Origin of the sequence: Bacillus sp. OTU2372, from assembly GCF_038440275.1 — a bacterium.
Taxonomy (GTDB): Bacteria; Bacillota; Bacilli; order Bacillales; family Cytobacillaceae; genus Neobacillus; species Neobacillus bataviensis_B.
This window is the reverse complement of sequence record NZ_JASATK010000004.1, coordinates 231677-252469: the sequence shown is the minus strand read 5'-3', so window position 1 is coordinate 252469 and position 20793 is coordinate 231677. Positions and strand designations below refer to the sequence as shown.

The 20793-nt window shown below is 40.0% G+C and carries 21 protein-coding genes and 1 other annotated feature; of the genes, 15 read left to right on the top strand and 6 right to left on the bottom strand.

Annotation, left to right across the window (positions count from 1 at the left end; all coding sequences use genetic code 11):
• Nucleotides 1–71: 71 nt before the first annotated feature.
• Nucleotides 72–1727: an FAD-binding dehydrogenase gene (locus AAHB15_RS10660; protein ID WP_335573111.1), complete on the bottom strand. Its 1656-nt coding sequence runs from the start codon at nt 1725–1727 to the stop codon at nt 72–74.
• A 199-nt stretch (nt 1728–1926) separates the two neighbouring features.
• Between AAHB15_RS10660 and AAHB15_RS10655 the strand changes: the two genes are divergently transcribed.
• The 5 genes from AAHB15_RS10655 (at nt 1927) to AAHB15_RS10635 (ending at nt 4141) form a co-directional block, all read left to right on the top strand.
• The gene (locus tag AAHB15_RS10655) at nt 1927–2436 is read left to right on the top strand and encodes a hypothetical protein (protein WP_335573110.1); all 510 of its coding nucleotides are present in this window, start codon (nt 1927–1929) and stop codon (nt 2434–2436) included.
• 100 nt (nt 2437–2536) lie between these two features.
• The gene (locus tag AAHB15_RS10650; RefSeq protein WP_335573109.1) at nt 2537–2773 is read left to right on the top strand and encodes a hypothetical protein; all 237 of its coding nucleotides are present in this window, start codon (nt 2537–2539) and stop codon (nt 2771–2773) included.
• Nucleotides 2770–3108 carry a uracil-DNA glycosylase family protein gene (locus AAHB15_RS10645; protein ID WP_335573120.1) on the top strand — a complete coding sequence of 113 codons (339 nt, stop codon included), beginning with the start codon at nt 2770–2772 and terminating at the stop codon, nt 3106–3108. The genes AAHB15_RS10650 and AAHB15_RS10645 overlap by 4 nt, the downstream gene beginning before the upstream one ends.
• Before the next feature lie 100 nt (nt 3109–3208).
• Nucleotides 3209–3619, top strand: coding sequence for a hypothetical protein (locus AAHB15_RS10640; RefSeq protein ID WP_098996829.1), 411 nt, complete (start codon nt 3209–3211; stop codon nt 3617–3619).
• A 57-nt stretch (nt 3620–3676) separates the two neighbouring features.
• The gene (locus AAHB15_RS10635) at nt 3677–4141 is read left to right on the top strand and encodes a GNAT family N-acetyltransferase (protein WP_342042354.1); all 465 of its coding nucleotides are present in this window, start codon (nt 3677–3679) and stop codon (nt 4139–4141) included.
• A 208-nt stretch (nt 4142–4349) separates the two neighbouring features.
• Here the strand turns inward: AAHB15_RS10635 and AAHB15_RS10630 are convergent, their stop codons facing one another.
• Complete coding sequence (locus AAHB15_RS10630) at nt 4350–5654, bottom strand: Nramp family divalent metal transporter (protein WP_335573107.1); 1305 nt, start codon at nt 5652–5654, stop codon at nt 4350–4352.
• A gap of 283 nt (nt 5655–5937) precedes the next feature.
• Between AAHB15_RS10630 and selB the strand changes: the two genes are divergently transcribed.
• On the top strand, nt 5938–7821 hold the full coding sequence (gene selB, locus AAHB15_RS10625; protein ID WP_335573106.1) for a selenocysteine-specific translation elongation factor: 1884 nt from the start codon (nt 5938–5940) through the stop codon (nt 7819–7821).
• A gap of 211 nt (nt 7822–8032) precedes the next feature.
• On the opposite strand, the gene AAHB15_RS10620 is transcribed toward selB, so the two are convergent.
• Entirely contained in the window at nt 8033–9496 is a 1464-nt protein-coding gene (locus tag AAHB15_RS10620; protein WP_335573105.1) for a TerD family protein, read from the bottom strand.
• A gap of 408 nt (nt 9497–9904) precedes the next feature.
• On the opposite strand from AAHB15_RS10620, the gene AAHB15_RS10615 reads away from it, so the two are divergent.
• The 6 genes from AAHB15_RS10615 (at nt 9905) to AAHB15_RS10590 (ending at nt 15504) form a co-directional block, all read left to right on the top strand.
• Nucleotides 9905–10855, top strand: coding sequence for an efflux RND transporter periplasmic adaptor subunit (locus tag AAHB15_RS10615; RefSeq protein ID WP_335573104.1), 951 nt, complete (start codon nt 9905–9907; stop codon nt 10853–10855).
• Nucleotides 10855–11565, top strand: coding sequence for an ABC transporter ATP-binding protein (locus tag AAHB15_RS10610; protein ID WP_335573103.1), 711 nt, complete (start codon nt 10855–10857; stop codon nt 11563–11565). The genes AAHB15_RS10615 and AAHB15_RS10610 overlap by 1 nt, the downstream gene beginning before the upstream one ends.
• Nucleotides 11543–12709 (top strand): ABC transporter permease, encoded by a 1167-nt coding sequence (locus tag AAHB15_RS10605; protein ID WP_335573102.1) that lies wholly within the window; start codon nt 11543–11545, stop codon nt 12707–12709. Before AAHB15_RS10610 ends, AAHB15_RS10605 begins: the two co-directional genes overlap by 23 nt.
• 88 nt (nt 12710–12797) lie before the next feature.
• Complete coding sequence (locus AAHB15_RS10600; RefSeq protein ID WP_144562089.1) at nt 12798–13469, top strand: response regulator transcription factor; 672 nt, start codon at nt 12798–12800, stop codon at nt 13467–13469.
• A 9-nt stretch (nt 13470–13478) separates the two neighbouring features.
• Entirely contained in the window at nt 13479–14744 is a 1266-nt protein-coding gene (locus AAHB15_RS10595) for a sensor histidine kinase (protein ID WP_342042353.1), read from the top strand.
• Nucleotides 14745–14940: 196 nt separating this feature from the next.
• Complete coding sequence (locus AAHB15_RS10590; protein WP_335573100.1) at nt 14941–15504, top strand: PepSY-associated TM helix domain-containing protein; 564 nt, start codon at nt 14941–14943, stop codon at nt 15502–15504.
• Nucleotides 15505–15545: 41 nt separating this feature from the next.
• Here AAHB15_RS10590 and AAHB15_RS10585 read toward each other — a convergent pair whose 3' ends face one another.
• The gene (locus AAHB15_RS10585) at nt 15546–16439 is read right to left on the bottom strand and encodes a cupredoxin domain-containing protein (RefSeq protein WP_335573099.1); all 894 of its coding nucleotides are present in this window, start codon (nt 16437–16439) and stop codon (nt 15546–15548) included.
• A 118-nt stretch (nt 16440–16557) separates the two neighbouring features.
• On the bottom strand, nt 16558–16686 hold the full coding sequence (locus AAHB15_RS10580) for a hypothetical protein (protein ID WP_335573098.1): 129 nt from the start codon (nt 16684–16686) through the stop codon (nt 16558–16560).
• A 102-nt stretch (nt 16687–16788) separates the two neighbouring features.
• Nucleotides 16789–17007, top strand: a binding site (T-box leader).
• Between the two features lie 105 nt (nt 17008–17112).
• On the opposite strand from AAHB15_RS10580, the gene proS reads away from it, so the two are divergent.
• On the top strand, nt 17113–18543 hold the full coding sequence (gene proS / locus AAHB15_RS10575) for a proline--tRNA ligase (protein WP_335573097.1): 1431 nt from the start codon (nt 17113–17115) through the stop codon (nt 18541–18543).
• A 258-nt stretch (nt 18544–18801) separates the two neighbouring features.
• Complete coding sequence (locus tag AAHB15_RS10570; protein WP_342042352.1) at nt 18802–19362, top strand: GNAT family N-acetyltransferase; 561 nt, start codon at nt 18802–18804, stop codon at nt 19360–19362.
• Nucleotides 19363–19396: 34 nt separating this feature from the next.
• Here AAHB15_RS10570 and AAHB15_RS10565 read toward each other — a convergent pair whose 3' ends face one another.
• The gene (locus tag AAHB15_RS10565) at nt 19397–19987 is read right to left on the bottom strand and encodes a YdcF family protein (RefSeq protein WP_335573095.1); all 591 of its coding nucleotides are present in this window, start codon (nt 19985–19987) and stop codon (nt 19397–19399) included.
• A 133-nt stretch (nt 19988–20120) separates the two neighbouring features.
• On the opposite strand from AAHB15_RS10565, the gene AAHB15_RS10560 reads away from it, so the two are divergent.
• The gene (locus AAHB15_RS10560; protein WP_335573094.1) at nt 20121–20786 is read left to right on the top strand and encodes a vWA domain-containing protein; all 666 of its coding nucleotides are present in this window, start codon (nt 20121–20123) and stop codon (nt 20784–20786) included.
• The last annotated feature ends 7 nt before the right edge of the window (nt 20787–20793 follow it).

Sequence of the window (20793 nt, the reverse complement as noted above, 5' to 3'; positions counted from 1 at the left end):
GATAACTTCAGCAGTCACAAATAATACTTATAATACCCGTAATCAGATTCCAACAGGAACAAACACAAAACTTAACCACTTAGTTCCTGTGCAAGTGCACAACCAGCTTGTCTTCCGGTAAACAGACAGCCCCCGACAAATGTTCCTTCAAGTGAGCGGTAGCCATGAATACCTCCGCCGCCAAAGCCTGATACCTCCCCGGCAGCATATAGTCCGGGAACAGGGTTTCCTGAAGCATCAAGCACTCTTCCAGATAAATCTGTTTGCAGGCCGCCTAGCGTTTTCCGGCTGACAATATTTAAGCGGACAGCAATTAACGGCCCCATTTTAGGATCAAGAATCTTATGTGGTGGTGCCACTCGGATTAGTTTATCTCCCAAATAGTGACGGGCCCCGCGCATGGCTGTAATTTGTAGATCTTTGGTAAATTTATTATCGATTTCCCGGTCGCGCGCTAGAATTTGGCGCCTAACTGCTTCAACATTTAAGAGATGATCCCCAGTTAACTTGTTCATTCCAGCAACCAGTTCATCCAGCGTCTTTGCAATAACAAAATCCTCCCCTTTGTCCATGAACGCTTTTACCGGTGCAGTTGGTCCGGGTAGGACACGAGCCAGTACTTTTTTTATACTCTTTTCTGTCAAATCCGGATTTTGCTCAGAACCGGATAAGGCAAATTCTTTTTCAATGATCTTCTGTGTTAAAATAAACCACGAATAATCGTAACCTGATTTCATTATTGCCTCAAGGGTACCAAGAGTATCGAACCCCGGAAAGTTTGGTGCAGGCAAGCGGTTTCCTTTAGCGTCAAGCCAGAGGGAGGAGGGGCCAGGTAGAATACGAATCCCATGGTTAGGCCAAACCGGATTCCAGTTTTTAATGCCTTCCGTATAATGCCACATCCGGTCACGATTCACAATTCGGCCGCCCGCTTTTTCTGTAATCGTGAGCATTCTGCCATCAACATGTTCAGGCACACCGGAAATCATATGTTTTGGTGGCTTACCTAACCGGGAAGGCCAATTTTTCCGAATCAACTCATGGTTTCCGCCGATGCCTCCGCTTGTTACCATAACGGCTAGAGCGGTGAACTCAAAATTCCCGATTACCTCACGGGAGCTTGCTTCCCCGCGGGCAGCGGAACTAGGGGTTAGAATATTACCCCGGACGCCGATGACGGCTCCGTTATCCTTTATTAATTCATTTACACAGTGGCGTGGGCGATAGTCAACAAGGCCCTTTGCCATTGCCTGACGGACTCGTTCCTCAAATGGCTTAACAATTCCTGGACCTGTTCCCCAGACGATATGGAAGCGGGGCACGGAGTTCCCATGTCCTTCCGCTGTATAACCACCACGCTCAGCCCAGCCAACCACTGGGAAAAAACGGACCCCCATATCATAAAGCCATTGACGTTTTTCTCCGGCGGCAAAATCAACATAGGCCTCTGCCCATTTTTTGCCCCAGTAATCTTCATCGTCTTCACGGTCAAAGCCTGCTGCTCCTAACCAGTCCTGCCAGGCAAGCTCCCTTGAATCCTTTATGCCCATTCTTCTTTGCTCAGGTGAGTCCACTAGAAACAGACCGCCAAATGACCACCATGCCTGCCCGCCAAAAGAGGCTTCAGGTTCTTGATCAAGAAGGAGAACCTTCTTACCAGCGTCAGCCAGTTCGGCAACAGCTACTAATCCAGCAAGTCCAGCACCAACCACGATCACGTCGTTCAAATTTTCTCCCCCATTCTACTGTTTAAATATGTATTTTTTCTGAATAATCAATATTTTTATTATAACATGGATGAGCATTTGAAGCTGTCAAGTTCTATACATATAAGCGGCGATTAATCGACAATTGACATGGAAAAGAATAGAAGCTCAGGAAATGCCGAATAATATGTTCAACTATCGTTAGGGGGGATTTTCTTTAATGAAAAAAATAACAATGATCATCTGGAGCCTGATCATCATAATTTGCCCACTCAATACCCGGGCAGATGAACTGCCCAGGTTATCTTCGGATTGCTTAGAGGGGATGAAAAATCGGGATGAAGAGTTTAATAAAGCCATTATGAAGGATATTATTACAGGATTTGGCCTAGATATAGATCATCAGCATTACATAGAAGTTTCAGATAAAGACCTGGAAGCCGCCCATCTTATTTATGGCGGTAAAGAAGTCGATGAGAATTATCAATCCTTACATGAACAATTCATTGTGGCATCTCGCGGCAAACCGACACTTTTTATACAACCAGCCGAAGCCTATTTACTTTATAAACAGCCTGATAATACAAATGTGGCTATTCATTTGAAACTTTCTGATCTCAAATGGGTGGTAGTAGGAAAGAAAAAGGAAGAAGGAAAAGCCATTCATTACAAACTGTTAAAATGTGAAAAAGAATATTTACAGAAAAAACGGGAGTACTCTAACCAATAATCTTATTATTAGCGGCACATACAAAAAATCTCCTGAGAAATTAATCCTTAAGTAATAGGCACCCTAAGACAATCAATGAAACAATCGGAGGGAAAAGCAATTGTCGGATTATTGTCCATTCTTATGGCCGGAGGAGCCGACTCCGGAAAAATATAAAAATTGTCGGGAATGTGGGCTTGATAATCATGGATCAAGGATGATCTGGGGAGAAGGAAACCCTAATGCACCGATTTTGATTCTTCTTGATAATCCCGGGGCTCGTGAAGACCGGGAAGGGAATCCTTTGTATGCGGGACAAGACAAACACTTCAACAGGCAGCAAAAGAAGCAGGGATAGCCGATGAAGATTTGTATGTAACATATATATTAATAAGAAAACCTGTCAGAGCCTATGATAAGGATGATGTTCGGAGAAGATGCATGATGCATTTAAATCATCAGCTCTCAGTCAAAAAGCCTGAGTTTATTTTTTGCCTTGGCAATGTAGCGGTTCAGTCCTTTTTTCAGGATTCTGAAGTGGATGTAAAAAAATTACACGGGAAATTACATATAGTCAATGGTTATCGAACTACTGCAAGTTACCATCCTTTAGCAGTAAGGCGACGTCCTAACCTCTGGCCGATTTTTATGAAGGATTGGAATTTCTTAGCGGACAACTATAGGATTCATTAATAAAATAGAGCTATTTTCCCGCAATTAACCAATCATAACCCTTTGTACTATAGCCCAAAATAAGATAGTTCACTCATTCAAAACAAAGGGGTTGTTGGGGTTGAGATGGCATAAAACAATACTTTCTATGATTCAGCAGCGGCAGGATAAAAGGATCGCATTAGCAGTAGATACCTCTACAAATGAGGCACCAGTAATTCTTATTAATAACATAGTGAAACTGTTTGAACAGCTAAAGCCCGATACCTTGCTGGTTCAAGCAGATTTTAAAATCAGAAACATTTCCCCGATCCAAAGCGATTCAATTAAGTATCATACTCACGGGAAATCATCTTATACATTAGTTTTAGAGTGGGCAAAAGAAGAAAAGATTGATACACTATTTTATATAACCGATGTCACTGGCTTCTTCGCTGAAGACATGGAAAAGGTCGATTTTGAACTATTTTGGCTTGTCCCGGGGGATTTCTTACCGCGCGTGCCATTTGGTAAAGCGATTAAGGTTGCATGATGATTTTATCCCTCACTTGGTGGGGGATTTTTTAAATTAGGTGGGAGGATAAGCAAAATGATAAGAGAACTAGATTTAAATTTAAGGAATACGGTAAAAGAAGTATATGATCTTCAAAGAGCATCCTACCAGATTGAAGCCCAATTAATTAATTTTTTTGAGATTCCCCCCTTAACAGAATCCATCGAAGATTTAGGAGCTTGTGATGAAACATTTTTAGGGTATTTTGAAGGGGAAACCCTTGCAGGTGCAATCTCCTATACGGTTAAGGAACATGAATTGACGATTTGCCGCATGGTCGTTCATCCGAGCCATTTTAGGAAAGGAATTGCCCAAAAGCTGCTGAAAAAAGTAGAGGAACAGAACGAAGATATATCTGTTTTATATGTATCAACAGGTAAGGAAAACCCTCCCGCTAAAAATTTATATTTGAAAAATGGTTTCCAATTTGTTTCTGATCAAGAGGTGGTACCTGGTTTATATATAAGTCATTTTATAAAGGAAAAACACCAACCTAAGTGAGCTGGTGTTTTTCTTTTTTATCGTAGGAAATTATAAAATTTTCGCTTGTGGATAACTGTTAATAAAAGGACTGTCGACGTCCAGCTACAGCGCCTAGCCCCTCGAGGTCATAAGCCACTTAGGGAATGAAGGCAAAGAACGCCCTCTTTCCCTAAGCGTCTTATGCTTGTCGGGGCTGTTCAAGGCGCTTGCGCTTTTGTTCTTTCGTTTAACCCATCAAAACCTGCACAACCATCCAAATGTTTAAGCCAAGGATGATTAAGGCAAATAGGGAAGATAGAACAGTGGTAATTCTTTTATTCGTTAGCACGCCCATTAAATCCTTCCTCTGAGTAAAGTAAATCAGCGCAATAATAGGAAATGGAAGGACAATGCTTAGGATTATCTGGCTAATAATAAGTGTTTGGGTTGGATCGACGCCAAGCGCAACAATAATAACAGTTGGAAGCATGGTTACTAACCGCCGAATCCATAACGGAATGCTAAAGCCGACGAACCCCTGCATGATCACTTGACCGGCCATCGTTCCGACCACTGAGCTTGAGATACCGGAGGCAAGCAAGGAAATTAAGAAAACACTAGCAGCAGCCGAGCCTAAAAGAGGTGTAAGCGTATGGTAGGCTGTTGTTAAATCGGCAATATGACTTTGCCCGGTTGTATGAAATACGGATGCAGCCATATACATCATGGCAAGGTTAACGAAGCCTGCAAGTGTCATGGCAATAATAATCTCTTTTGTACTAAACTTTTGTATTTTAATCTTTTCAGTATCATTTCTTGGTACAATTCGATTCTGGGTTAAGCTTGAGTGTAGATAGATCGCATGCGGCATAACCGTAGCTCCAATCACACCAACCGCAAGCATGATACTTTCATTATTGCCGAGCCATGGAACGACACTATGATAAGCGATTTGTGAAAAATCAGGCTGTGATAGTATCGTTTCTACTAAGTAACATAAACCAATTAACATCGCGAAAGCCGCAATAAACTTTTCTAACGGCCGGAAGCCGAATCTTTCAAGCATTAATATTAGATAGGTAACAATACCAGTTATAATAGTAGCGTATAACATCGGAATCCCTGCAAGTAAATTTAAAGCAAGAGTCGCACCTAAAAATTCAGCCAGATCGGTCGCCATAGCAGCAAGCTCCGAAACAACCCACATAATTATCGTTAACCATTTTGGCATCCGATCACGACATATTTCAGGTAAACTCTTTCCAGTAGCGATTCCAAGTTTACCTGACATGTTTTGTAGAAGCATCGCCATCAGGTTCGCTAAAACAATGACCCAAAGCATTTTATAACCAAAACGGGCACCACTTTGTATATTGGTTGCAAAGTTTCCCGGATCTACATAAGCAATTGATGCAATAAAGGCTGGACCAAGGAATGGTATTAAAGCCCGAATCCCTTTTACTTTTCCATTTATGGCATCTCTTGCAGCAGAAACCGTCTTAAGTTCTGCGGCCCGAGCCTTATCAACTGCAAGTGAATTTGTTTGACTCATAAGACACCATCCTTTCTCAATTTGTTTTTCGTAGGCGCAAGGTTTGTTCGCTAATCAACAAAAGTTGCACTCGTGCAAATTCTTTAGATTTATTATAATAAATTTTATAAAATTTGTGTATCTTTTTGCCTAATTAGATGAAATTTTTTTAAAAAAAAGAAATTATAAACATACCAGGAGATCACTGGTTGAACGAGTATTCATCTGTCTAAAAAAGTTCGCTTGAACAAATATGTTTTTAAGGCTACAGTAGTATGGTAGAACGATTAAGAAGGTGTTTATCTTGGAAAAACGTTATTTTACGATTGGGATGGCCGGCCATATTGATCACGGGAAAACCTCATTAACGAAAGCATTAACCAATGTTGATACCGACCGTTTAAAGGAAGAGAAGGAACGGAAAATTTCCATTGAGTTGGGTTTTGCGCCCCTTTATGAAGACCAAGAAATTCAAATATCTGTTATTGATGTTCCAGGTCATGAACGCTTTATCCGTCAAATGATTGCCGGGGTAGCCGGGATTGATTTAGTTGTTCTTGTGGTAGCAGCGGATGAAGGGGTTATGCCGCAAACAAAGGAGCATCTCGACATTTTAAAATTTTTAGGTGTGAAAAATGGTATTATCGCCATTTCAAAAATAGACCGGGTAGACGAAGAGTTTATTGAATTGGTGAAAGATGACATTTTAGGAGAACTTACAGGGACTGTTTTTGAGGATGCCCCCTTTGTTCTAGTTGATAGTTTATCCAAAAAAGGCATTGATGAAATAAAAGAATTAATTATAAAAACCTTAAAGGATCAAGAAATGCGAGATGCAAAGGGGGCTTTTCGTCTGCCGATTGATCAGGTGTTTACTGTCAAAGGGCAAGGGACCGTTGTACGCGGGACTGTTTATGAAGGAACGGTGGAAGAGGGACAAGTTCTTAAAATCATGCCAAAAGGCCTTGAAGTTAGGGCAAGGCAAATTCAGGTCCATCATCATTCAGCTCAGAAAGCCTACGCTGGGCAAAGGGCAGCAATTAACCTATCAAATGTATCAAAGGAAGAGCTCGAACGAGGTGCTGTTTTAGTTTCCTCCGAGCATTTTATTGTGACCAAAACAGTAGATGTTGCGATTCGCGTTGTCGAGGATCTTGAACATATTGTTAAGCAGCGGATGCCTATTAAGCTTCATATAGGAACCGCCGAGGTAATGGGCCGGATTGTTTTCTTTGATCGTAATGAGATTAAAGAAGAAAATGGGGAAATTCTTTGTCAGCTTCGGCTTGAAGAGGAGATTCTGACAAAGCGGGGTGACCGTTTTATCCTGAGACGCCCAAGTCCTCAAGAGACAATTGGCGGAGGCTGGGTGATCGACCCGAGAGCAAATAAATATCGCTTCGGAAATGAGACGATTGAAGAGCTTGAAAAGAAGAAAGCAGGAACACCAAGGGAACGAATTACGGCTGCACTTATGGAAGCAAAAAGCCTCACTCTAACTGAATTAATAAAACGGACGGCACTGGATGAAACGACCTTAACAGACCATTTAACTAATCAGGAATTTGTTTTATATAATGGCAAGGAGTATACACTTACACTGTTAATTGATGCAATTGAAGAAGATATTTTTGACCAACTCCAAGAATTCCATCAAACTCATTCGATGAAGCCCGGGATCAATAAAGCGGAACTCTTACAGTCCCTGCAAAAAAGGTTCCCTAAATCATTGCTTGATGTTGTTGTAGAAAATGGAATAAGCAATGGGGCGTTTAAGAGAAAAGAACAATTTGTATCCCTCACAACATTTGTCCCACATGTGCCGAAAAGTTGGGCGAAGCGGACAGAGAATCTTCTTCATGATTTGAAGAAGGATGGACTGAAGGTACGCTATCTAAAAGAATATTTTTCTGCAGCAGGTATACCTGATTCGATCGAATATGATTTAAGAAAATTTCTTGAAGATCAAAATTCACTCGTGCAACTTGACGATCAATTTGCTTATCATGGGGAAGTATTTATGGAAGCAGTTGAAAAGCTTCAAAGCGGAACGGGAGCAGAATTCGATGTCGGAGCGGCAAAGGATGTTCTCGACCTATCGAGAAAATATATGATCCCATTTTTAGAAAGATTGGACGCAAAAGGTCTTACCAAGCGTGTCGAAAATAAACGGGTGTGGAAAAAATAATCTAGAAAAGCCTCCATTCACATTAGGATTGGAGGCTTTTCTTTAATAGGTAAGAAAGTATAAAAGATTATACCTAGAGAATTGTCCAGCTCCAGCGCCTAGCCCCTCGAGGTCACAAGCCAATCCGTCCAAAAGGTTAAAGAGCAACCTTTCGGCCGGCTCGTCTTGTGCTTGTCGGGGCTGACCAAGGCGCTTACGCTTTTCTTATTGTCTACGAAAGAAACTCAGCTGGATTTAAGCCAAGCTCTCGGCAAATGTCAGTAACCATTTGCTGTTCATTTTGATCAAAGTTTCCATCAGCATAACCGATGGCGATACAGTATCGGGCAACTAATCGAGCTACTTCAGGTTTTGTCCTAATTTTTCCGAGGGCACGAAAAGCTTCTGCACGGCCCATCATTCGGTCATTTTCCATCCTAGATACAAAGAGATTGAATTTTTGAATAACTTTATTTGTATCAAAAACGCGTAATTCCTCACTTTGATGAACAAATTCAATCATTTTTTGCCGCTCTGCTGGATCTAAATAACCATCAGCCATGGCCACTAAAGCACAAGCGGCTGTCACTGCGTCAAGAAGGTCTTGACTTTTATAGCGATTGAACAATTCTTGAGCCCTTCTTTTTTGATTATTAGCCCATTCTACATAATCTGTTTGTGATGGAGACCATGCATTGCCGCAATGATTACAAGTGAACTTTAATTGGTTTTTTCCAATAAAACCGCCTAGTAACCCAACAGGTCCAAGGATTAACCCGCCGATTGCGGCTTTGCCTAGACCAAATCCTTTTTTCCCTGTTCTCACATTAGCTGAATGGCAGCGAGGACACACAATCTCATCTCCAACGTAAGAAGAAGGGCTGGAAATAGGGGAAGCAGACTGTGTCGACTGGGGATACCCATAGGCAGGCTGACGGTGAGTCGATTCGGGCTGAAGATGAACACGCTGTTGATTCCCATTTTGGTTTAACTGGCTCTGCTGGTATGGATCAGAGTTTGTTTGGTTTAGTTGATATGGATTATTTTGACTCGTGTTATTGGCATGATTTCTAGAATCCTGCTGGTAACTTGGATCCAGAACCTGTGTATTTTGCGGAGGGTCATCAACTGTTACACCGAAGTTCTGGCATAATGCTCCTAGACCTCCTTGAAAACCGCTGGCAATCGCATTAAATTTCCATTCCCCGCTATGACGGTAAAGTTCTGCCGCAACTATGGCGGTTTCAACTGTAAAGTCTCTACCAAGGTTAAACCGCAATAATTCTTCATTAGTTAGTTCATTAAAAATACGAACATAAGAATCTGAGATTTGTCCAAAATTTTGCCGTTTTACTTGTGCGTCATGGATTGTGATCGTAAAAGCAATCCTGTGAATGTGGTCAGGAACCTTCTTTAAATCTATTCTAATTTGTTCATCATCACGTACACCTGAACCAATTCGGTTATCGCCGCTGTAAATAATGGAACCATTACCGCCAGAAGGATTATTATAAAAAACGAAATCTTGATCGCTGTTTACTTTCCCCGATGGTCCTAATAAAAAGGCCGAGGCATCCAAGTCAAAATTAGAACCAAGCTGGCTAATATTCCAGCCTAGCCCGACAACCACATTTTGCAGGCCAGGGTGTGATTTCGTTAAATCCACCTTTTGCCCTTTGCTAAGTGTTACACCCACTATTTTCACTCCTTATCCAAATTAGACACGTCCAGCTCCAGCGCCCAACGGCTAGTGTCCTTCGCTCTTTTCCCTACGATAAGTCAACACGAAAAGGCTAACGCTCTTCGTGTTGACTTTATCCCAGTCGAAGCGCTCCAGGCCATACGCCGCTATACGGGCGCTTCCGCTTTTGCTTTTATGTACATTATACCGGTAATTCTAAAAAGGGAAAAATTTCAAGTTTAGCTTTGTGAGAAAGCCGCTCTAGTAAGTACGAATGAAGAAAGGAAAAGTTTCAAGCAGGTAAAAGAAAAAAGCACACAGTCCGGAAATTCTCCTTCCATTATTCCTTTAAGGAAAAGTTAAGAAACAAAGATAATAATAGGCTTATTCAAATGAAACGATTATGAAAAGGAGCCAGCACAAATGAAAAAATGGATTATGATAGCAGTGGCTGCAGTAGTCATTAGTATTGCCGGTTATCAATGGTACGCAGCAAAAACTAGTGCCGAGACAACATCAGAGGTGCGGACTGCAGTTGCTAAAAAAGGCACATTAGATGTAAACATTAGTGGATCTGGATCTGTTCAGGCAGTGACCAGTCAAGATATCATGTCCACATTTAATAATGATGAAATTGATGAAGTATTGGTTGCAAGTGGTGAGAAGGTAAATAAAGGCGATGAATTGATTACATTTACGGACGGCAGTGATCCGATTACTACTGCTGCTGCTGGGAAGATAACAACGGTATCAGTAGCTGCAGGGGATAGCGTTACTTCCGGACAAGTTCTCGCCCATGTAACGGACTATAGTGGATTGCAAACAGCTGTTCAAATTGATGAACTAGATATTTCTAAAATCCAAAAAGGGCAACCGGTCAACTTGAAGGTAAGTGCATTCCCTGATGAGAAGTATACAGGAAAAGTAACGGATATATCCAAAGAAGGTATCTCTTCTAATGGTATTTCTACTTTTACGGTTACAATTACGATTGATAAAATTGCTAACCTTAAAGTGGGTATGAGTGTCGAGGCTAGTATCCTAACTGAAAGTAAAAAAAATGCCATTTATGTTCCACTAGATGCCGTCTATACGTCAAATGGAAAAAAATATGTCAATGTTGTTTCATCGGATGATCCTTCAAGCAGTACAAAGAAAACAGTATCAACCGGCATAGCAAATGAAGATTATGTAGAGATCACGGAAGGAATTTCAGAAGGTGAGACCGTACTGCTGCCAAAATTAGCTAAAGCAAGCTCTACGACCTCTACAACACAAACCAATACGCTGCAAAGTAGCCTAAGTGGCATGGGGGGAACGGGCTCGATGAAATCAATGTATCGTGGCACTGGTACCGGAAGGAGTGGACAGTAATGGCAAAACCGATCATGCAAATTAGTAACCTAAAGAAAGCTTATAGGTTGGGCGGCGAAATCGTCCATGCATTAAATGATGTTTCAATTGAGATTCAAAAAGGAGAATTTCTAGCGATTATTGGCCCATCAGGTTCAGGTAAATCAACGTTAATGAACATGATCGGATGTCTCGACAAGCCACAAACGGGAAAATATCTCCTTGATGGGAAGGATATCTTTAAAATGAATGACAATGAATTAGCGACGATCAGGAATCAAAAAATCGGCTTTATTTTCCAAAACTTTAACTTGTTAACTAAATTAACGGCGATCGAAAATGTTGAGCTCCCGTTATTATATGCTGGGGTATCCACAAAGGAACGAAGAGAGAGGGCAATCGAGGCATTAGATAAAGTTGGATTAAGAGATAGGGCAGGTCATTTGCCAACACAACTGTCTGGCGGACAGCAGCAGCGGGTTGCTATAGCTAGAGCACTTGCAGGAAATCCGGCAATTCTCCTAGCTGATGAACCAACTGGTGCCCTTGACAGTAAAACCAGTAAGGAAATCATGCAGATTATGAAACAATTAAATGAATTGGGCCATACGATTATCCTTATTACTCATGACCTAAACATTGCCAAACAAGCAAAACGAATGGTCAGCATCCAGGATGGACAATTACAGGAAAATGGAGGTGAACTCATTGGGCATCTTGCAATCCATTAAAATGGCTCTTAAAAGTATAAAGGGAAATAAACTAAGATCTATTCTCACCATGCTGGGCATGATCATTGGGGTTTCATCCGTAATCGTCTTGGTTTCCATTGCCCAAGGTTCTTCTAAAAATGTGACGAGTCAAATTAACCAATTAGGGACTAACTTATTAACCGTTAGTACATTTAACACGAATTTGACATTAACAGATGAAAAAATTAATGAACTTAGTAAAGTGGAGGGTGTAAAAGAAGTATCACCGGTTGTTACTGGACGAGTAAACGTTAAAAAGGACCGGACTACATCCCAAGTGACCTTGACAGGAACGAATGCGGCCTATTCAGAGGTGCGTGATACTAAAGTAAGTGCAGGACGATTTATCACTGATCTGGATATTGAATATAGGCAAAAGGTTGCCGTCATTGGTTCGACTACGGCCACAACTTTTTTTGGAACAGAAGACCCTGTTGGTCAATACCTGCAAATTGAAGGAACTTCATATAAAGTTGTCGGTGTACTTGTTTCAAAAGGAAGCTCAATGGGACAAGGTGGAGACAATACGATTATAGTCCCACTTAGCACGGGCCAGCGCTTAATTGGAAGTACTACGATTAGCACAGTATACTTAAAAGGAGAAAGCGAAGACCAGATGGATGCTGTTATGAATTTGGTTGAAACGAAAATGGCCTCCCTTTTCCCAGGGCAAACGGATTCTTATAGTGTCACAAATCAACAGGATGTCATGGACACGATGAGCTCTGTATCGGACACCATGACGTTGATGCTGGGGGGAATTGCAAGTATATCATTACTAGTCGGCGGAATCGGTATTATGAATATAATGCTTGTATCTGTTTCCGAACGAACAAAAGAAATTGGTATACGTAAAGCGATAGGAGCCAAAAGGCGAGATGTCCTTGTCCAATTCTTAATTGAAGCGGTTGTATTGAGCGGTGTCGGCGGGCTAATAGGGATTATCTCAGGGTTAGGTATAGGAAAATTAGTATCATCTCTATTTAGCTTAAGCGTCTCCTTCTCTACAAACGTTATCCTATTCTCGTTCTTGTTCTCGTTAGTAGTTGGAGTGGTATTTGGTGTATTCCCAGCAAATAAAGCCTCCAAGTTAAATCCAATTCAAGCATTAAGGTATGAATAATCGGGAAAATGAAGCGGTACGCTACTGTTGCGTCCGCTTCCTTTCCTATATAATGAAAGAATTCTATTTATTTTAAGGAGAGATAGAAATGCGTTTATTGGTGGTAGAGGATAACCTTTCTTTATTAGAATCCATCGTTCAACTTTTATCCGATGAATTTGAGGTTGATCAAGCTGCAAATGGGGAGGATGCTTTATTTTTAGCGATGCAAAATATCCATGATGTGATTGTTTTAGATGTCATGATACCTGAAATTGATGGCTTTGAAGTGCTGCAGACAATCCGGAAGGAAGGATTAAAAATCCCGGTGTTATTTTTGACAGCAAGAGACTCTTTAGAAGACCGCGTAAAAGGACTTGATTTTGGCGGGGATGATTATTTAGTAAAACCATTCCAAGCTGCCGAATTAAAGGCTAGAATCAGGGCGTTATTAAGAAGAAGTGGCAGCTTAACGACGGACCAAACAATTAAATATCGCGGCATAGAGTTATTAGGCAAGGAACGCGACATTCTTGTCGATGGAGAATCGATTAAACTAACAGCTAAACAATATGAGTTGTTGGAATATTTAATTCAAAATAAGGGAGCAATCCTAACAAAAGAACAAATTTATGATCGTGTATGGGGATTTGACTCTGATACAACCGTTGCAATTGTTGAGGTGTTCATGCACCATCTCCGCAAGAAATTAGAGCCGTTCGGCTACCATGCTGATATTAAAACCATCCGCGGTGTCGGCTACATGCTGAATGAAGAATAGGGGCAGCATATGTTTCGTCAAACACATATTCGACTTACATTTATCAACTCAATTGTTTTTATTGTTTTAATTAGTATACTAGGGAGCATTATTTATTTTTACACGGATAATAAACTATATCAGGATGTTAACCAATCACTAATGGAATCTGTCAATCATTTTCAACAGCCAATGGGGCCAGAAAATAAGCAAGCTGATAATCTCGACGGCAATGAGGCTGAACCAAAATTCATGCGAAGAGATCCGCGGATTACCACGCTGATCTGGGATGAAAAGGGTCAGCTATTGGCAGAGCAAGATCGTGGTACAGCGTTATTTCAGGATAATGCAAATCTCATCCGTCCAAAAAAATACGGCACCTTAGAGGATGTTGAAGTAGAGAACTTTACGTTTCGATATATGGCTTTCAAGGCTGAATTGCCTCAAATAGGGAAAATAACAGTCCAAGTGATTCGAAATGTGGATTCTGAAAAAGACCTATTAAACAGACTCATATTAATCATGTTAATAGGTTGTGGTGTGGGAATCATCTGTGCAGTCGTTTCGGGTTATTTCTTAGCTGGCAGGGCATTGGTGCCAATTAAAAAATCTTGGCAAAAGCAGCAAGAGTTTGTTTCCGATGCATCACATGAGTTAAGAACGCCGTTAGCAGTCATTCAGGCCAAAACGGATATCCTATTCCGCTCCCCATCCGCAACCATTCAGGAAAAAATATTAGATATCTCAACTATTTCAAAGGAATCAAGGCGGCTCTCCAAACTAGTAACCAATTTGCTGACTCTGGCTAGATCTGATTCCGATCAAATTGAAATGAAAAAGTCCACTTTTCAATTAGATGAGCTTTTATCAGAAATTATTCAGCAGTATGAAGATATAGCGTTGTACCAAGAGAAAACGTTGAAATTAGAGACGGTAGAGCCAGTTACATTTTTTGCAGATAAAGAAAGAATCCATCAATTGATTGTTATTTTATTAGACAACGCCATAAAGTATACAAAAGAGGGCGGGGAAATCTCACTTTCATGCACCCAGAGTCATTCCTCTATCTTCCTAAAAATAAACGATACTGGGATTGGAATTCCTGAACAGGACATTCCAAAGATTTTTGACCGTTTTTACCAAAGCGATAAGGCACGGACTGCAGCGGAAGGAACAGGGCTGGGGTTATCGATTGCAAAATGGATTATTGAAAAACATCATGGTAAGACAAAGGTTCAAAGCGTCCTTGGTCAAGGAACAAAAATTGAAATCACCTTTCCAAAGTCCCAAAAATAATTTTTGGGGCTTCTTTAAAATTTTGATTGTGTAAGAGATTATTGTTGTTTTTAACATGTTGATTGGAGCGAAGCGCCTGAAGCGGAAATCAACAGCCAAGTTTAAAACACAAAATCTTAAGAAAAACTTAAGGAAACCTCTTCATAATGTGCTTATCTACTTAAACAAGCTCATGATTTTGAAGGGAGAATAACAGATGAAGAACACCAGAAAAGCCCATTTATGGATTGGATTAATTGCGTCTATTTTTATCTTTATGGAGTCAATAACAGGTCTATTGATGAATGAACCGTGGTTAATCGGACAAATATCGATGGAAGGCGGAAAGGGCAATTTTCAATCAGGTCAAATGAATCAAAATCAATTTAACAACGGTCAAACTAATCAGGGACAAACTAAGCAAGGAATGACCCAGAACTCTGGACAAACTGCCGGTCAAACACAGGGGCAAAACGGCAATCAAAACCAAAAGTTTAATGGAAATGGCCAATTCCAAGGACATGGTAATTTTGGCGGGAATGGAAATTTTCCAGCGGGAATGACGATGAACAGAGAAGGAATGGGACAAACCTCCGCTATGGGCATCATCCGCGGTCTGCATGAAGGCAGAATTGGCAATACCGATATTAAATGGTTAATAGATTTAGTTGCGCTTGCCATGATCGCTTTAACAGGTACGGGAATCTATTTATCCATTAAGGTACTAGGTGCGGAAGCGAAACGAAAGAAACGCCAATCAGATATGTTAATCGAAATTTAATAAACAAAAGCACACGAGTCATGACCCGTGTGCTTTTTGGCTTACTCTACAATGATTTTCCCCGTAAACATTTGCATTCCACAGCTAAACGTATATTCACCTGTTTTATCTGGAGTGAATGAAAGTTTTGTCAATCTAGTTTTAAGGTTAATATTGTTAATGTTGAAATCCGGGATCATAAAGGTGGATAAACAGCTGCTGCTGTCTAATGGGTTCGTAATCTCAAGTTCAACGGGAATGCCTTGTTTGACTCTGATAATGTTCGGCGAATATCCTTTCTCAGTTACAAGCATTTTAATTTTTGGTGCCCTCTCTCCGGACACATCTACTTCAGTTTTGTCAGCCGTTTGACTGTTGGTTTCTTGTGTTGGCTGTGTTTGAGCCGTATCGTATTTACCTGGAATCTTTATCATATCACTGCTGTACATAAATAAGAATAATGAAACAAGGACAATGCCGCCTGCAATAATTGCAAAAGGTGAAAGTTCTTCAGTGTTGATTGAAAATTTGGCGTTCGTTGCCACCTGAATATAAATAATGACAAAGCCGATAATCACAACGTAAAATCCTAATAAGATTCCTAGTAAAATCGTCGGGTTGATATTTTGGAGGAAAAGACCAAGAATAGCCCCGTTTATCCCGCCCATTAACCCAGAAATGGCTCCCATTAATATCGCTAAGATGCCGACCGGATGGCCCGCTAAGAAACCAACCACAAAGCCAATAATTATGCTGATACCTACAGTCAGGAAGGTCTCACCAGATACAATCCCAATGATACTTCCGGCAAGTAAACCCGTGATCACAGCGATTACCATACTAATCAGGATTCCCGGAGTATTATTAAATTTGTTTTTATGAAGGTATACTAGAAAAATAGAATAGCCTGTGCCGATCGCCACAAATGCTGCTGAAATAATCGAAAATATATTCATGTTTCGTCTCCTCTTATGTGCCTTTATAATTAAACAACATAAGAGTATTATAAATTTAAATAATGGTTGGAAATTTGTATATTCCGTGATATATATGAACGTTTTATGACTCTTGGTGCTAGTCTTTGTTTTTATCTAATGTGTTCTTATAGATTCTTTTAAGGGCTTCATTTTGAAGTTTCATGTATTCGAGTAATATTTCTTTTTCTGCTTTTTCTTTTTCAAACTCATCCTTTTCTTTGGTCATGCGGCACCCCTTTTTGTCCTAAATTTGGTTTACTGAGTAAAATAATCCATAAATGATTTGACTTTTATTATAGAGAAATATATAATTTTTTCAAAAATACTAATTGAAACGATGATGGGGATTAGTAAAATGACTTGGTCTTACCAAGAGAGGAAACCAGTGGTGTGAGGTTTCTTAAGACATTCATTTGAACCTGCCTCTGAGTTCTGTATCGGATTATTGTTTGAAGATACATGCGGATAAAATCCGTTATCATGTGAGAGAGTTTAAAGCAATTGCTTTATGAATTTAGGGTGGTACCGCCAGACCTTGGTCCCTTTTTTAGGATCAGGGTCTTTTTGTATTTAAATAAGCGGAAATCCTTGTTTAGCGGCAAAGGCGCTGGACAATTCTTTCTATATTTTAAAAAAATAATGAGGTGTCAAAATGGCAAAAGAATTTGTAAAAGATGTAACCAGCATGGACGAGGATTTCGCCCAGTGGTATACAGATGTTGTCACGAAAGCTGATTTAATTGATTATTCAAGTGTTCGTGGTTCGATGATTATCCGCCCATATGGTTATGCATTATGGGATAATATTAAAAACGAGCTGGACCGACGTATTAAAGAAACAGGGCATGAAAATGTATATATGCCATTATTTATTCCTGAGAGCCTGCTTCAAAAGGAAAAAGACCATGTTGAAGGATTTGCTCCTGAAGTGGCCTGGGTCACTCATGGCGGTTCTGAGCCATTAACAGAACGCTTAGTCGTCCGCCCGACATCAGAGGTATTATTCTGTGAGCATTACAGTAATATCATTCACTCTTATCGTGATTTGCCAAAGTTATATAACCAATGGGCTAACGTAGTCCGTTGGGAAAAAACAACCCGTCCATTCTTACGTACATTGGAGTTTTTATGGCAGGAAGGTCATACTGCCCATGCAACGGATGAAGATGCAATGGAAGAAACGATTAAGATGTTAAATGTCTATGCAGCTATTTGTGAAGAGATTCTTGCTATTCCTGTAGTAAAGGGCCAAAAAACCGAGAAAGAGAAGTTTGCTGGTGCGAAAGCTACTTTTACAATTGAAAGCTTAATGCATGATGGAAAAGCATTACAATCCGGAACTTCCCATCACTTTGGTACAGGGTTTGCTGAAGCGTTTAATATTCAGTACACAGATAAAGAAGGTAAGCTGCAATACGTTCATCAAACTTCATGGGGTTTTACAACCAGAATCATCGGTGCATTAATCATGGTTCACGGCGACGACCGCGGTTTGGTAATACCTCCAAAAGCTGCTCCAACACAGGTCATGATTGTTCCTATTGCGCAGCATAAAGAGGGCGTGCTTGATTTTGCTTATGATTTGAAAAAGTCTCTAGCTTCTGTTGCTCGTGTTGATATTGATGCCAGCGATAAAAAACCAGGCTGGAAGTTCAATGAGTATGAAATGAAAGGGATCCCTGTTCGTCTTGAAGTCGGTCCCAAGGATATTGAAAATAAGCAGGTTGTGTTGGTTCGCAGGGATACCTTAGAAAAGGTTGTTGTTTCTTTAGACGAGTTAGAAACAAAGCTTGTTGAATTGTTAGATGATATTCAATCAAATCTTTATAATAAGGCGTTAAATCATCGTGAAGAAAGAACTTCGGTTGCGACTAATCTAGGGGAGTTAAAAGATACCCTTGAAGCTAAACCAGGGTTCATTAAAGCAATGTGGTGCGGTGATTTAGCCTGTGAAGAAAAGATCAAAGAAGATACTGGCGCAACTTCCCGTTGTATTCCATTTAAGCAGGAAAAAGTCGCTGATAAATGTGTATGCTGCGGTAAAGAAACAGATAAGATGGTTTACTGGGCAAAGGCTTACTAAAAAATATGAAGGCTCTTCCATTATGGGAGGGCCTTTTTTATATAATAGAAAAAAACGGGCATGTGAAGGCATCATGAGTTCATGAGGACAATACAAGAGAAGAAACCGCGCAACCTGTCCTCATGATACTTTTCAAAAAAACTTGGGTCGTAAATCTAGTGAATTTTTTGCAATAGATCTCTCAAATTGACACCTATAAAAAAGGGAAACTAAAGACCTATAGCGAATTTTAATCATTCAGAAGGGAGATGTACCTATATGAAACCAATCTTAATAGATTTTTCAGATGAAATTTATACTGAGAGATTATATATTCGAAAGCCGATGCCCGGAGATGGTAAAAAGGTGTTTGAAGCCATTCAGGCATCTTTAAATGAGCTAAAGCGATGGATGCCATGGGCCAATAGGGAGCAAACCGAGCAAGAGGTCGAGGCCAATATGCGTGATGCACATGCGAAATTTTTAACCAGAGAGGATCTTAGACTTCATATATTCAATCGGGAAACCGGTGAATTTATCGGGGCTTCCGGTTTGCATCGGATGAACTGGGAAGTACCAAAGTTTGAAATTGGCTACTGGATTAATACAAGCCTTAGCGGAAATGGGTATATTACAGAAGCAGCTGAGGCAATCACAGAATTTGCCTTTCAGGAACTAAACGCAAAACGCGTAGAAATCCGTTGTGATAGTAAAAATACCAAAAGCCGAGCAATTCCTGAGAAATTAGGTTTTACATTAGAAGGGATACTAAAAAATGACGGAATTTCTGCAGATCGACAAGAACTCCGCGATACTTGTATCTATGCAAAAATCAAATAATAAACAAAAAACTCGACACCGTCGAGTTTTTTTACTAGAAACCGATTATATATCTCTCTATATAGAATTTTGTAATCGCTAAATATTCACGTGAGTAGGACTTTATTACTGCTGACCAAGGAGTCTTAGCAGATAGACCCTCCACACGTAAACCTTGGTAATAAGCAATAGAAAGAGCGCGATATAAATGGAAAGTGTTCGTTACAACTACGCCTTGTTCAGCATTAGGAGGAATGAATTCCTTCGAGAACTCAATATTTTCATATGTATCCGTAGAGCGCTCTTCTAATAGAATACGAGATTCGTTAATACCTTGACTTACTAACTCCCTTTTAATTGCCTCCGCTTCAGATATATCTTCGCCTGGACCTTTGCCCCCTGAAGCAATCACAAGTGTATCAGTATTTTCCTTTAAGTACTTTGCTGCAGCATCGATCCTACTAGCTAATACCTTAGATGGTTCCTTACCTTTAACCCTTGCTCCAAGGACAATTAAATAATCGGCGTTTTTAGGAGTAATTAAATGACTATATTGACTAATTATAATTTGTAATATGGCAACATATATCAGCCCCATTACAACAAAGGAACTTATAATCCATTGTAATCTTTTGTTTTTCCTCATCAGTTCAAATCCATTCCAAATTTATATGACTATATTATATTAAATAATCTAACATATTTTTGAAATGAAGTATAATATTAGAAGATGTTGATATTCTACGAATGGCACCATAAAGAAATGGGAGGAATATAAAATGTCATCCATTAGTTTATTGAAACAAAAAGCAGGAATTGTTTTAGAAAAAAAGAAGCTTACAAATGTCGTTGCTAGAGTTGGATTAGTGTTGGATATTTCAGGGTCTATGAGAGGGTTATATAAAAATGGTACTGTACAAAGGGTAGTGGAGCGAATCCTTGCTGTTGCCAGTCAATTTGATGATGATGGTACTTTAGATGTTTGGGTATATGATAATGCATTTTCCCGATTAAAATCAGTTACCGAGCAGGACTTCGTCAATTATGTTGAAGAGTATATTTTAAACAACGACCTGATACATAAATTTGGTAGAAACGATGAGCCTCCTGTCATGGAAGATGTAATTAAAAAATATACGATTGAATCACCTTCCTCGGATCCTGCTTTTATCGTTTTCATAAACGATGGAGGATGTAAAAGAACAATTAAGAAACCAGTAGTTAAATCATCGACTAAGCCAATCTTCTGGCAATTTGTCGGCATTGGGGATTCAAATTTTGAGGTACTTGAAAAATTGGATATAATGGAAGGCCGCTTTGTAGATAATGCCAACTTTTTTCATATAAAAGAGTTTGAAAAAACAACAGATGAGGAATTGTATAACCAGTTGCTAAATGAATTTCCGGGATGGGTAACCGAAGCGAAAACAAAAGGCATTTTATAGAAGGAAA